Origin of the sequence: Methanosarcina barkeri str. Wiesmoor (assembly GCF_000969985.1) — an archaeon.
Taxonomy (GTDB): Archaea; Halobacteriota; Methanosarcinia; order Methanosarcinales; family Methanosarcinaceae; genus Methanosarcina; species Methanosarcina barkeri_B.
The window spans coordinates 2053580-2068500 of sequence record NZ_CP009526.1 but is presented as its reverse complement, the minus strand read 5'-3'; the positions used below and the strand labels follow the sequence as shown (position 1 = coordinate 2068500).

Here is a 14921-nt window from a genome sequence, read left to right as displayed (position 1 = left end):
TATGGAAACAAAATCAGTTTCAGGGCCTATCGCCGGAACACGTCTGACAGAGGAATACGTCAGGATGCTTGGACGGCTGGCTTACTTTATGACCTGGCCAATGGTGAACATGCACAATCGCCACACCATATTTCAGAAAGTTCCAGAGCCTGGCCTGGCTGGTGGGATTGTGCCTGTAGCACCTTTAAATCAGTTAAGCATGTTAACCGATTACATAGACCCGATGGAACGGATTGTCGCCTGCCCGAATCAGGATGTAGTATATGGTTTTGGCATTATTTCTCTTGACCGTGAGCCTGTTATCGTTCAGGTGCCGGACTTTGGGGACAGGTTCTGGGTCTATCAGGCATGTGACCAGCGTACTGACGGCTTTACAAGGCTTGGGAAAATGTATGGGACTGAACCTGGATTCTATATGCTTGTCGGTCCGGAATGGAAAGGGGATCTACCAAAAGGCGTCAAAGATGTCTTTCGGTCACCTACCAATATTGGTGTTATTATTCCACGTGTCTTTATGAACGACACCCCCGATGACAGGAAAAAAATCCAGCCACTAATCAGTCAGATCATGGCATATCCCCTGAGCCAGTTCACAGGAGAGATAAAAACAAAAGACTGGTCAAAGACCCCTGAATTTCCGTCCATAGGAGGAGGCGAGGAAGAGGTACAGTGGGTTGTGCCTGAGGCTTTTCCTGAAGTGCTGCCTCAGGTTCTGGACGAGGTTCCGCCACTTCCAAGTGAGGAGACGCTCTACGAACAAATTCGTGCAGTCCTGAAAGCTGCAGATGAGAATACAACTCTCAAAAATGTACTCCAGCAGGCCTCCATCGAGGCAGACAAAGAGCTTATCAAACCACTTTTCCAGTTCCGGAACTACGGTATTCCCTGTCCATATAACTGGACAACTATAACAAACGGCGCTGTTTTCGGTACGGATTATTTTACACGCACAGCTGTTGCCAAATCAAATATTTTTGTTAACCAGCCACTGGAGACAAAGTACTTCTACCAGGATCTCGATGCTGCGGGGGAACGGCTGAACGGAGGCCATTATTACACGGTTATCTTTTCCAGAGGTATGCTTCCACCAGTTAAAGGTTTCTGGTCACTCACGCTTTATAACGAATATCACTTCTTTGCTCCAAATACTCTGAACCGCTACTCTCTGGGCACAAAGAACAGGAATCTACAATATGGCACCGATGGATCACTAACTCTTTACGTACAGGCTGAACCTCCAGAAGAGGAAAAACTTCCCAACTGGTTACCTGCACCAGAGTCTGATTTCACATTATATCTCCGAACTTATTGGCCCAAAATAGATATCCTTGAGAATAGGTGGACACCACCCTCGGTAAAGCGGATAAAATAAAGAACTTCTAAGGAAAAAACGGATGCACAATGTACTGATATCAAAAACAGATATTGAAACAATCGACTGCACAAATGTGAGAGCATAACCTGAAACAAAAGGGATTTCCATAACGTCAGAAATCACAATTTATTTCATAGCTTTTGCAGTGTTGCTCTTCCTCTTTGGCCTTGCTTCCCGAAAGATCTCAGACACTGTAGTCACAGCCCCTATGATCTTTGTGGCAGCAGGAATGCTGCTCAGTCCAGAAGGACTTTACCTGGTAAATCTCTCTTCAAGCAGCACTTTTATTCTTAATTTAGCTGAGCTGGCGCTTGTCCTGACTTTATTTTCGGATGCCTCAAAAATTGATTTGCAGGCACTATTGCGTGAAGAAAAACTTCCAGGCCGGCTTCTACTTATTGGCATGCCGCTTACAATAGTCTTTGGAGCTATTATTGCTGCTTTTCTTTTTAAGAATATAACACTTGCAGAAGCAGGTCTTATAGGAGTTATGCTTTCTCCTACCGATGCAGGGTTTGGTCAGGCGATAGTTAACAATAAAAAAGTATCTGAAAAACTGAATACGGTAATTTATAAGGCTCTAATAAATGCAAATATAGCAATGCCTTCTTCTGACATCGTTGTTCATTTTGCTAACCAGAAAACTGAGTTAACAGCTTCCGAATAGAGTGAGAACTTAAAATGAAAATAAGATCAGCAAGAAAGAATAGAACATCTTCGATATTAAAGATAATCACGTTTAAAAGACCCGATAAAATAAATCAATATGCATAAAATAATATGTGTAAAAGAAGAATTATTTAAAGTAAATTATTGAATGACGAGCTTGGGGAAAAATCTCGAAGGTTCAGTTGGGGTTAACGAGAGATTTAATCGATACTTATTCCTGGTTACTATTTTGCGGCATGCTAAGACAGCAGAGAACTTGTAGCTAAGGATGAAGACAGAAAACCCAGCTTTTTCAAGATTTACAATAGCGTAGAGATGATGATTTCGTCTCTATTGACAAACTGATCTTAAAGCGCATAAGCAACAAACTGATGTTTTATACGGGTCAGTCCAGAGCAAAGTGACAGAAGGTACGTCAGCTCTTTTCCTGATGACCAGTGATGCAGTTCAGGATAAGGTGTCAGAAGCTGCCAGTGAAATGAAATTTGAACTAATTGCTTCTAACTTGTCTAAAGAAGAAGAAAACAAACTACGTGAAGCCTTTGCCGAGGAAGAAACTGCACCTGTATACTGAAATTTGAGTGAAAAACTACATACTCAGGAAATACGAATGTTTCTGAAATATTTCTGAAATCGAGTTTAGGGCAAGAATAACAGTTCATGAATAAATAAGAGTTCATAGGGTAGAGCAAAAATTTAGTTCCTTACCCATCTTTGATCGATAAATCGTCCCTCAGAAAATGCAGTTTTTTGGAATTTATTGTAAGACAAGAACAATGATTTGATACTAACATAATTTGATACTAACATATAGGGGAAAGAAGGGGCAGAGAAACTGAAACACGCATGGTATTGTCACAGCAGTAAACAGAAATACTGCCTGAAGGCCAGTATTCTAATTATACTTAATATACTCAGGCTGGCTATTGCTTCAAAACCCGGAAGAATCAACGAATAATTAGAAACTGGAGCGAAAATGACAAAAAACCATCTGCCTCCACGCATTCATGTGCTGGCAAAACCAACAGGAGCTATCTGTAACCTTGCTTGCTCCTACTGCTTCTTCCTGGCTAAAGAAGCACTCTACCCAGGCAGCAAGTTCCGCATGTCAGACAAAGTTCTGGAAAACTACATCCGTCAGCTTATCGAAGCCCACCACAGCCCGCAGGTAACCGTCGCCTGGCAGGGAGGGGAACCCACACTTATGGGAATAGATTTTTACCGGCGTGCAATCGAACTGCAGGAAAAATACAGAAAACCAGGCATATCTTTCGAAAATACGATGCAAACAAACGGCACGCTGCTGGATGACGAGTGGTGCCGGTTTTTTAAGGAAAACAATTTTCTTATAGGGATCAGCATCGACGGTCCTCGTGAATTGCACGATGCTTACCGGGTGGACAAAAAAGGCAATGGAACTTTCGACCAGGTCATGAAGGGGCTTCGACTGTTGCAAAAACACGGTGTTGAATACAATGTCCTGACCACAGTAAACAGGGCCAATGCCGATTATCCACTTGAAGTCTACCGCTTCCTTAGGGATGAAGCAGGAACAGATTGGATGCAGTTTATTCCGGTTGTAGAGCGAATCAATGAAGAGGGACATACTCTTTATCAGAGAGGAGACACAGTTTCGAACCGTTCTGTGCAGCCAGAGCAGTTTGGCAATTTCCTGAACCACATTTTTGACGAGTGGGTAAGAAACGATGTGGGAAAGATATTCGTGCAGACTTTTGAAGCTTCTGCGCGAAGATGGCTTGGTATGCCTTCAGGAATGTGCGTTTTTGAGGAAACGTGCGGTACTGGGCTTGCTCTGGAACACAATGGCGATCTTTATTCATGCGACCATTTTGTGGAACCTGACTATCTGCTTGGCAATATTATGGAAAAAGAGATTTCTGAGCTTGCTGCTTTGGAAAAGCAGTACAGGTTCGGACAGGACAAATGCGACACTCTCCCACAGGTATGCCGGGAATGTGAGGTACTCTTTGCCTGCCAGGGGGAATGCCCTAAAAACCGCTTCCTTACCACTCCTGCCGGGGAAACCGGACTGAACTACCTATGCGAGGGCTGGAAAGCTTTCTTCCGGCATATCGACTTTCCGATGCAGATTCTGGCAGGCTTAATTCGCAGAGGTTACCCAGCTTCGGAAGTTATGCGAGTTATGGCTCTAGAAGATGCTTTTGCCCGGGCAGGGCGAAATGATCCCTGTCCCTGCGGCAGCGGCCGAAAGTTTAAACGTTGCCATGGTCTCAGGAAAACTAACGCGAAAGGGGAAACGAGAATTAGGTAAAGCAAAGGGTTCAGATGTAGTCTGGATCAATTATGCGATTGTGAGATAAACGGGGTATAGCGAAGAAAAAAATTAAATTTATCTATCAAACTTCGGAAGGTTGCTTTAAATTGCCGACCGAGCCATAAACGACCGAGCCATAAACCATTCTATTTGGAGGGTTAAGAATGGAAGAAAAGAAACCAAATATACTGGTCATCTGGGGAGATGACATAGGAATCACCAACCTTAGCTGCTACAGCGATGGGCTGATGGGATATCGAACGCCAAACATTGATCGGATAGCAAACGAAGGTATCAGATTTACAGACTCTTACGGGGAGCAGAGCTGTACTGCCGGGAGAGCAGCTTTTATCACAGGACAGAGCGTATTCCGTACAGGGTTGAGCAAGGTGGGAATGCCAGGAGCCAGAGTGGGAATTCATCCAGAAGACCCTACAATCGCCGAACTGCTGAAACCGCTGGGTTATGCCACAGGACAGTTTGGAAAGAACCATTTTGGAGACCTGGACGAATATCTGCCCACCAACCATGGTTTCGATGAATTTTATGGCAATCTCTACCACCTGAATGCTGAAGAGGAACCGGAAAACCCTGACTATCCCGCTGAGAAAGATTTTCCCAATTTCCGGAAGAATTATGGTCCAAGGGGTGTAATCCACAGCTATGCCAACGGTCGCGTCGAGGACACAGGCCCGCTGACCAGAAAACGCATGGAAACCGTAGATCTGGAATTTCTGGATGCAGCCATTGATTTTATCAAACGACATCATGCGGCTGAAAAACCGTTTTTTGTCTGGTTAAATACAACCTGGATGCATTTCAGGGTACATATTCCAGACAGAATAAGGGGACAGTCCGGGCGCTGGCAATCGGAATACCATGACGGCATGATAGAACATGACCGGCAGGTGGGGATAATTTTGAATTTGCTAGACGAGCTTGGTATTGCGGAAGACACTATTGTTGTCTACAGCACAGACAACGGGCCCCATATGAATACCTGGCCCGATGCAGCCATGACCCCGTTCCGCAATGAGAAAAACTCCTGCTGGGAGGGAGCTTTCCGCGTGCCTGAGGTAATGCGCTGGCCTGGCAAGATTCCGGCAGGCATGGTTTCTAACGAGATTGTGAGCCATCTTGACTGGCTGCCCACTTTGCTTGCAGCAGCCGGAGAGACGGATATCAAGGAAAAGCTCAAGAAAGGTTACAAGGCAGAGGACAAAACTTTTAAAGTTCATCTTGACGGCTATAACCTGCTTCCCTACCTGACCGGGAAGGAGGAGAAATCTCCACGTATCGGGTTCTTTTACTTCTCTGACGATGGAGACCTGGTAGCTCTCAGGTATGATAACTGGAAAATGGTCTTTATGGAGCAGCGCGCTACCGGTACATTACAGGTCTGGGCTGAACCTTTTGTCCCACTGCGAATACCGAAAATATTCAACCTGCGTACAGACCCTTATGAGAGGGCGGATCAAACTTCAAACACCTATTATGACTGGCTTCTTGACCATGCTTTCCTGCTGGTGCCTGCCCAGGGTGTAGTTGGTGACTTTTTGGCAACGTTTAAAGAATTTCCTCCGCGCCAGAAAGCAGCAAGCTTTACCGTTGATCAGGCAATGGAAAAACTCTTGCAGGGAATCGGGAGCAACTGAAGGTTAAAGCTTTATTTGAAATAGAAATCTGCGGGAAATGGGGATATAATAAATCAATAAAGAGCAGCTTAACTGCAGTTTGTAAAATGAAGTCCATATATATTATAAATATTAAAATTATAAAATAATACATATTTAGTACTGCATATTTATTCATTTATTCATTTATTCGTGTGATTCGTGTGGGGGAACATTTCTGAGCAGTCTGAAGGGTAACTTAGACTATAATTGGAAGCAGGTTCCAATGTCACAGGTTGTCGGGGCCGGTAAGCTAACAGTATAATCTTCCCTTATTCAATAACAGGATAAATAAATGCCTTCAAGGGTACGTAAAGCCCTCAAAGGTACGTAAATGTAGTAAACAAAAGGAGTGATTTTGATGAGACGAATTATGGGCGGTCTCAGGGGCCGTGGAGAAGAAAGCATACAACGCTACAAAATGCACGAAAAACTTGTTTCCATAGGAGATGACTACTGGATAGAAAACGAAACTGGAGAGAGGGAATTCTACGTGGACGGCAAAGCTATCCGCCTGCGTGACACCCTGATTATCAGGGATGTGCAGGGTAATGAGGTATATAGACTCCAGGAGAAGCTTCTCAGGATAAAGGATACGATGGGCATCCAGGATGCGGATGGAAAAACAGTCGCAACGATCAAAAAAGCCCTGATCTCACCTCTTCGCGACCGCTGGAAAGTTGAAGTGGCAAATGGGCCTGAGATGGATGTCCGAGGCAATATTCTGGACCATGAGTATAAGATTGAAGCCGGTAGGGAAAAAGTCGCAGAGGTCTCAAAAAGATGGTTCCGGATAAGAGATACCTATGGTGTAGAGATCGAGCCTGGACAGGACAGCGCATTTATCCTGGCGATTGCAGCTGCGCTTGATCAGATGGCCCACGATTAATAAGATAGGGTGGAGAAGAATAAATTGAGCCTTTTTCTTTTTTTGAATCTGCAGTTAACTTGACAACGATAAATTTCGCATTGAGGCGCACTGCAATTGTGGTTTTATTCAAGTTAAATTTGTGCGTGTGTAGAATCAGTTATAATCATTTGTATTCCTTAAGTCTCAGTATTTGCAGATAGTCCATGTCTGTTTCGCTCATAATTTCAAAGTTGAGGTGCTCATAAATTTGACCCACCTCCCGGTTTATTCTTTGAGATTTCCGATAGTCCTGGCAGAAGAAAAAGGAAAAAAGGAAAATGATATTAGGATGGGTTTAAAGTTAACTCGTTTTACCTCACCATACAGGAAATGTGTAAATTTTTAAATTTAAGTAGAAATCAAGAAGCTGTTAAAGGCAAGTTCTAATGTTCTCCAAAAGTGAAAAGATACATTTTCATTTTTGTGCCCTAACAGATGGTTTAATTTCTTTGTAACTGCTCAGTTGAACTTGTTTATTTTGCTTTTCGATTTCATCACAATTGCAGCAGGTACCTAGGCACTCATATTCTTTTATATATAAAATATTATGGAAGTTAGACAAATGGGATTTTTCATGAGTGTCTCAAATATACACAAATTATGAGGTTTTAATAAAACCTGTGTATTTTCCTACGTTTTTCGTACCGTTTTAGTGTAAAAATTGGGTTAAAAGTGGATAAAATACACAAGTTTTACAATAAAACCTGTGCATTGTTAAAACTGTGGATTGACAAATTTATACAGCGAAATTATTTTGGGATAAAACAGATTGTAACAGATTTTTAGACAGATAGTAACAGATTCTTTTGCAGACTAGCGATTCTATTGTTTGGATGCACTAATGAAGAGAATGGTTTTTTTGCGTGAGATAATGTAATCAAAATAAGAAACTATTTCATACACGAAAGACAATCACGTTTTGTGACTCAAGAGAGTGGAAACAAATTAAACATACAAGATGAAGAACTGAGTTATACAGTTAATCAACATTCTTCTCAAAATATTGTTGATAAACGTTCTTCTCAAAATGTTGATAATAAATACATCGATACTGACCCAATTTCATATATTACTGATTTAATCATACAGATTTCTAAAAACATCACAAAAGGACATGGTTTGTCTAAAAAAGGAGTAAACTCACTCTTTTTGTTTCTGCTAACAGGCAGTTTGTTATACCAATACACACAGTTTCCGCAAACTCTAATCCAGTTTTTTAAAATATACGCAGTGCCGTTAATATTTTTATTTTATTCATTTATAGATATATTAAAAAATGTTCCTTTCGTAAACACTTTGTATGTGGCAATATTTAAAGAAAGTGACTTTATTTGTACTGCCATTACTAATAATGCTGTCAGTCTTGATGATTTAGAAAGATATTTACTATCTATGTTTTTTACTCCTCAACAGTTTATAGATATTATAGAATATCTTATCAAAAATAATCAATTTTCGCCGAAATGCCAAGTTAATTTAGTGAAAAATGTTTCATTATATGAAATAGAATCAATAAACTACATCAAAGATTTAATGTTGAATTTTAATTTTACATCTCAAGCAATTTGTATATTTTTGAGTAAGATGCAAACTAGATTAGATTTTAATTATCTTGATAAACTTACTGAAAAATATCGTGAATTTCCAACAGTACTATTTCTAGCTGGCTCACTTCACTTATATAAAATAAATGAGCCAAATTCATTGTATAAATATGGACACGAGTGCGAAAATAACCCGCCACATTTCAATTATTCTCGCAACGAAATGTTTTTGTTTGGAATTGTGATATCATTGGTCGCCGTTCTTATATATATCATGTACAAATATTCGAGCACAAGTGCACCTATGATTGTAAATTTGAGTGGTGATGTGAGTGGAAATGTAAGTGGGCCTCTGAGTGGGCTTGCGAGTGGGCCTCTGAGTGTAAATATGAGTATAAGTCATAATACATTCGTTATTCTTCTATCAATCCTTGTTATTTATATGCTTTTCACTACCTTAAAAAGTTTATACGATATGCATTCGGTACAATCTATTCAGAAATATCTTATGGATAAAGATTTAGATGAAGACGTTGTCGAATATATTGTTGAAGAGCTAGACAGCATTAATTATTTTCATAGATCAGAATAACTTATATTATAAAGGCAAATAGGGGCATCGCCAACATTTCCGTCAAAACGCACTCTAAGCAAAAAGTTTCAGATTTCTGAAAAATTACAAAATACCTTTAGTGTGCAGAACTAACATGATTTTGTTAAAAAAAGTAATACAAAAAATGTTATTCTGTTATTATCATCTGATTATTATAATGAAAATTGCTAATTTCAGGCTGATTTCTCCACAATTGCCTATGTGTTTGTTTTCTCAATCATTCCATACTATGTAGGAATACACTTGTTTCCATCGATAACCCCACATAAAATGCAAAAAAATACTAAGAAAAACATAGGCACTTTTCTAGATGTCTCTTGATAATGGAAAAAAGCCGTAGTTTTGAATTTTATAAAATTCTTTTATATGGAACTTACTAAAAATTTCAAAGCGAAATAATTTCAGGATAAAACAGGCAAAAAACTATTTAACTGATACCAATGAATTTTTTGCAAGCTGATACTGCATTTCGGCTTCGTCTTTACGTCCCATTTTAGAAAAAAGAACTCCGTAATTGTAATGTGTGTTTACATGTTTATGGTCAGTTTTTAGAGCAAGCTCATATTGCTTTTCAGCTTCATCCTTGCGCCCCATTTTAGATAGGGTTGCTGTCCACAAATCCTAAATTTCGTACGCTAAGAAATTACCATCTAAAATCCTGAAAAATTTCGTGATCTGAAGGCATCCAGATTAATAATAGTCAGCTGGTCAAAGACATACTCTCCTAATAGGTTAATCTGTTTAGAATAAGGACGATATGTAAGGGAACCAGTATTTGATCTCCTCTTTATAATCGCTACAGGCCTGGACCACGTACATTGTTACCGATTTAGATATAATTCATATACGTTATTTTCAGTTCCAAAGTTACTTTCTCGTTTGATGTTGAATGCTTAACGTACGAAATTTAGGATTTGCTGGTTGCACCCCATAAATAAACTTTTTATTTTAATTATTTGAATTATTCACTAAGATTAAGAAGAATATCAAAAGATTTTGGGCTTGATTTTTTCATCGAAATCGAGACCTGCAGCAAGAAAATTCCTTAACCGATGACCAATGAATACTTTTTTAATGACTCCTGCAATTCATTTTCTATTTTATATAATAACTGTTTAACATATAAATAATTTAAAATATCAAACTATTATAACTAAAATTGATATAAATTGGTCGTGGGTCTGAATCATTGAAAATCGAAAGCGAAAGAATCTCTTAATATATTCATCTAATAAGTGGAGTGCACTCGATTTTTCGTAATTGATCAATAATTCAGGGACACGACCTAGAAATTAAATTGAATTAAAAGTTAGAGGATTATTATGACAAATAAAATTTGTGTAGGTCAAAATAAAGACGGAAGACTGGAAATATTCTACATAGGCACGAATGATAGACTCTACCACAACTGGCAGAAATCTCCGAATGGTGTTATTTGGAATGGCGAAAGGGACATCAATGACAAATCCAACTATCCCACTGCAAAACAAATCTGTGTAGGTGAAAATAAAGACGGAAGACTGGAGATATTCTACATACGCATGAATGATGATCGACTCTGCCACAACTGGCAGAAAGAACCGGGAGGTGAATGGTCCGGTGAATATGAATCCTACGATGGAAGCAACTATTACACTGCAAAACAAATCTGTGTGTACCAGAATATAGATGGTAGACTTGATATATTTTACATAGCCACGAATGATAGACTTTACTACAACTGGCAGGTATCTCCTAATAGTGTTTGGAAAGGCCACGCGGAATTCAAAAACGGGAGCCACTATTACACTGCAAAACAAATCTGTGTGTACCAGAATATAGATGGTAGACTGGAGATATTCTACATAGGCACGAATGATAGACTCTACCACAACTGGCAGAAATCTCTTGATGGTGGTTGGCACGGTGAAGAAGAATTCAAACACGGAGGCCACTATTACACTGCAAAACAAATCTGTGTGGGCCGGAATTACGATGGTAGACTGGAGATATTCTACATAGGCACGAATGATAGACTCTACCACAACTGGCAGGAAAAACCGAATGGTGGTTGGCAAGGTGAAGAAGAATTCAAAGACGGGAGCCACTATTACACTGCAAAACAAATCTGTGTGGGCCAGAATGCCGATGGTAGACTGGAGATATTCTACATAGGCACGAATGATAGACTCTACCACAACTGGCAGGAAAAACCGAATGGTGGTTGGCACGGTGAAGAAGAATTCAAAGACGGAAGCCACTATTACGCTGCAAAACAAATCTGTGTGGGCCAGAATGTCGATGGTAGACTAGAGATATTCTACATAGCCACGAATGATAGACTCTACCACAACTGGCAGGAAAAACCGAATGGTCATTGGAATGGCGAAATGCCGTTAGTAGAAGTCTACACCGTTTGTTTCTGTGGAACGAGCTGTACCCGAGACGAGGGAGAAGAGACGCGCCCCGCAAGTATTACTTGGGGCCCAGGAAGTGACAAGCGAATATACTGTGACGAAACGGGTTACATTCCAGTGAGGATTCACAAGGAAATATCAGGTAGCCTTAAAGCGACAAAGCCTAGTGTTACTGTAAGAGGCGTATCTGAAAACGACTGGAGCGAACCAAGGAATAAAAGCGAACCCCTCATCTTTAATAGACCGCTCAACGCTCATAAAAGCCTCATCGATTACGTTAAAAGTTACAGTGGGGGTGACCAGCGTAGCCGTCCTGGAATTGCTACGGGGTGGGCTGCTCCTGCACTTGCCTTGCATGGTGCCAACCTCGCCGCCGCCAGAGGGGCTCAGCAATATAATTTTATCGGACACAGCCGTGGTGCCGTCGAATGTATTATGGCCGCCTGGTTTCTCTATGCATACGGCTCCGAAGAGATCCGTCAAATCCCCGTTAATATATTTACAATTGACCCCGTTCCTGGTCCAGGAAACTGGTATGGAATATTAACCCAACTGCCACCAAATGTGGTCAATTATGTAGGGGTCTACGCATGGGATGTGTGTGGTGATGAATGTAATTATGACTCTTCTTTTATGGCATTGGTTCCTAGGCCTAATGGTCGGATGACTGAAAAAGATAACAACGTAATAATACCGAAGAACTCAGATTGGAAGTATATCGCAGACAATGCACAACTAACCGATCCATTAGCATCCGGCAACTTTTCACAGCCTTTAGGATACAAACTTTATGCCTGTCGTGGAAGGCATAGTACCGTTGCGGGATGTACCACGGCTGATGGCTGGTACGACTATAATAAGCGCGATGGGAGTGTGGCGCCAGTCCCACAGCTTATTTACAAAATTGCCAGAGCCTACCTGACCAAATGGGGGACGATCTTCCCTATCAAGAGTGCGGTTGTAATAAACGCCTTGGAGCTACGAAAGAAAATTCATACAGAGCACTCCAAATTTGATGCCATGGGTGGAGGTATTATCCGAGAGGCAACGCGAGAAATCTCGTCCATTAAGGGAAGGGATTCTAGTTCTAAATATAGAATGGAAGACGTAGCGGGACATCCTTCATCCAGAATGACTTATCCTGTAACTAAGGATTGTAATTATGAAAAAACTGGTTGGGTGAAATGGAAATTTTTATAAATGAAGAACAGCACCAACGAGGAGAAAATCATGAATCAATATGAGCTTAGAGCGATTTGGGAAAAAGACGATCTTCAAACATTAGTTGACATTGAAGAAGATCTCTAAGAGCGGATAATATAGCACTTACGACAAGTTTGAGGATTACAAATTAGCGACTTGTTTTATCGTTAAATAATTTCGCTTTGTAAATTTGTCAATCCACATTTTCGTAAAATCTAATTTTGCGGCATACTTCAATATACGAACGTTTTGAGATACAATGTTCGTATTTTCTAGAAAAAATCACTTGTTTTTTATCATATTTTTAAATATTCTTTAATAAACACGAACTTTTTACTATTTTGTTCGTTTCCATCTCACATAGAATGCTATCATTTTTGAATTTACGACATCCGTAAGGTAAAATACCTCAACTGTGAGACTGTAGTTACATCTCCAAAGACAAGACCATTTCCATGCTAAGCCTATAGAAACGAAATATTATAATGTCGCTAAACTCGAAGTAAAAAGCCTGAAAAACTGCATAGAATAATCCTTAAACATAAAATAGTAACATTTTTAGAGTATAACGTTGTTATTTCTTGCCTTTTTAATGAATCTTATAGAGACTAAGTTTATATCTGCTGTAATGTCAAAATCGACTCGCATAAAAATTTCATTATCCGGATATTTTTATTTATTCAACCCGATCATGCCAGAACCGCGAATAGATAGTTGACTTCTATTGAATCGATCGAATTTAGAAAATTTGAAAGAATTTTATCAATAGAAACTGATCTAAAACATCAAATCCACTGAGCCTTAGGCATTATTGTACTTATCAATTAGAGAGGTCAAAGTCTCCAAGCTGGATGGATACTTCAGTTAATTTGGTGATAGACCAAACAAGAGCATCTATTCTGTCGGGTGACTTCTCTACTCCTAGAACCCACTCACACATTTGGGCTTTGAGTTGAGGGAATGTACCGAAATGGTGAACTTTTCCCTGCTCGTAAATATCTACCTGAATTTCAGAAATCGGGTACTACTATGAGACATCTGATGAATTTTACACGCCCTGTATCTTTTTGCTTTGAATGTCCATATCTAGAACACAGTCTTCCAGTCATCCTTCATGCTGATCACTATCCAGCCCCGTTCTTCAGCCATCTGCAGAGTTTTCTCGCTTCCCTCGTCGTAGGTGTACTCACGCTCAGCGTCATCATGGCGGAGCAGTAGCGATAGAGAGCAGTGACCGCTTTTCTGTGCCAACCATAGCATATGCAAGTCCCCATCCGAATTGCCAGCGGTAAGAATGGGCTTGCGGCCTATATGCAGCTCTATATTTACCGGCTTGCCTGGTCCGTCATCAATGGGATCGACCAGCCCTGGCCTGCGGAATACTACCGGCCCCTCATCAGTCAGGCGGGTCTCAAATGCGATATTGCTGCCAATAACCCTCTCTCTTGGGATGTTGTAGATTTCCTCTGAGACCGTACGCATAAAGCTCATGCCACCACCGGATGCCAGGAAGACCTTGAAGCCGTTATCTCCCAGGTAATGCACGAACTCAACCATTGGCTTATATGTCAGGTCCCTGTATAGCACGCCAAAACGAGGATGTCTGGCGGTCTCCAGGAATTCTTTAGCTATGAGCATAAAATTATCCTGAGACATGCCAGCGTGAGAATCAAAGACTATTTTCATCAGCTCCTTAACATTACCTCCAATGTGGGGATCAAGCCTGGAAAAGTAGGCCAGGTCGCCTGTTGCAGCAGCTTTGAAACTCGGCTGGTTCAGGAGTTTAGGATCTGACTCAGCCAGCTGTTTCAGTCGATCTATGGCAAAGAAAATCTGGACATATGTGGGCTTCTCCACCCACATGGTTCCATCGTTATCCATTATGGCAATTCGCTCGGCTTCTGGCACAAAATCAGCGCTTTCAGGATTTGTGACGGCATTAACGTAATCAAGGATTGCTTTCCTAGCTGTTGTTTCGTTCCATAACGAAAGCATTTCGGACATTATCGATTCCTCTTAATTTACTTCAGATAAAATCAAAAAATCCCAGATAAAAGGCAGTATGAGTAATGTTTTGGAGAGCTCTCCTTCAGGTAAGGCCAAGACGACCTATATATGAGATTTCCTGTGCGGGCGCCTGTTATACGGTTTCTGTTCAGCATTATGTACGAGAACAATATTCGTAGTAATCAATAATGAAAATAATCAGCATTGAGTATGACAGAAAAATAAGTTAGGAATA

Annotated in this window: 9 protein-coding genes and 1 pseudogene; 8 read left to right on the top strand and 2 right to left on the bottom strand. The window is 40.6% G+C overall.

All coding sequences use genetic code 11. The annotated features are described in order from the left end of the window. Position 1 precedes the first annotated feature (1 nt). The 7 genes and pseudogenes from MSBRW_RS08815 (at position 2) to MSBRW_RS08785 (ending at position 9059) form a co-directional block, all read left to right on the top strand. Complete coding sequence (locus MSBRW_RS08815; protein ID WP_198137169.1) at positions 2-1372, top strand: DUF1254 domain-containing protein; 1371 nt, start codon at positions 2-4, stop codon at positions 1370-1372. Positions 1373-1523: 151 nt separating this feature from the next. Further along, positions 1524-2042: a cation:proton antiporter domain-containing protein gene (locus MSBRW_RS08810; RefSeq protein WP_230670042.1), complete on the top strand. Its 519-nt coding sequence runs from the start codon at positions 1524-1526 to the stop codon at positions 2040-2042. 390 nt (positions 2043-2432) lie between these two features. Next, positions 2433-2618, top strand: a pseudogene (locus MSBRW_RS08805) (DUF1269 domain-containing protein); the annotation flags it as partial. 402 nt (positions 2619-3020) lie between these two features. Further along, complete coding sequence (locus MSBRW_RS08800; RefSeq protein WP_011308008.1) at positions 3021-4337, top strand: anaerobic sulfatase maturase; 1317 nt, start codon at positions 3021-3023, stop codon at positions 4335-4337. A gap of 167 nt (positions 4338-4504) precedes the next feature. Then, positions 4505-5995 (top strand): arylsulfatase, encoded by a 1491-nt coding sequence (locus MSBRW_RS08795; protein WP_011308009.1) that lies wholly within the window; start codon positions 4505-4507, stop codon positions 5993-5995. A gap of 379 nt (positions 5996-6374) precedes the next feature. Continuing rightward, positions 6375-6902, top strand: a complete 528-nt coding sequence (locus MSBRW_RS08790) for an LURP-one-related/scramblase family protein (RefSeq protein ID WP_011308010.1) — start codon at positions 6375-6377, stop codon at positions 6900-6902. 942 nt (positions 6903-7844) lie between these two features. Beyond that, positions 7845-9059, top strand: coding sequence for a hypothetical protein (locus MSBRW_RS08785; protein WP_048102971.1), 1215 nt, complete (start codon positions 7845-7847; stop codon positions 9057-9059). A gap of 444 nt (positions 9060-9503) precedes the next feature. Here the strand turns inward: MSBRW_RS08785 and MSBRW_RS22030 are convergent, their stop codons facing one another. After that, positions 9504-9698: a tetratricopeptide repeat protein gene (locus MSBRW_RS22030; protein ID WP_011308012.1), complete on the bottom strand. Its 195-nt coding sequence runs from the start codon at positions 9696-9698 to the stop codon at positions 9504-9506. A 704-nt stretch (positions 9699-10402) separates the two neighbouring features. On the opposite strand from MSBRW_RS22030, the gene MSBRW_RS23355 reads away from it, so the two are divergent. Continuing rightward, positions 10403-12676: a PLL family lectin gene (locus MSBRW_RS23355; protein WP_011308013.1), complete on the top strand. Its 2274-nt coding sequence runs from the start codon at positions 10403-10405 to the stop codon at positions 12674-12676. A 1089-nt stretch (positions 12677-13765) separates the two neighbouring features. On the opposite strand, the gene MSBRW_RS08775 is transcribed toward MSBRW_RS23355, so the two are convergent. Beyond that, on the bottom strand, positions 13766-14683 hold the full coding sequence (locus tag MSBRW_RS08775; protein WP_011308014.1) for an HAD family hydrolase: 918 nt from the start codon (positions 14681-14683) through the stop codon (positions 13766-13768). Positions 14684-14921 lie beyond the last annotated feature (238 nt).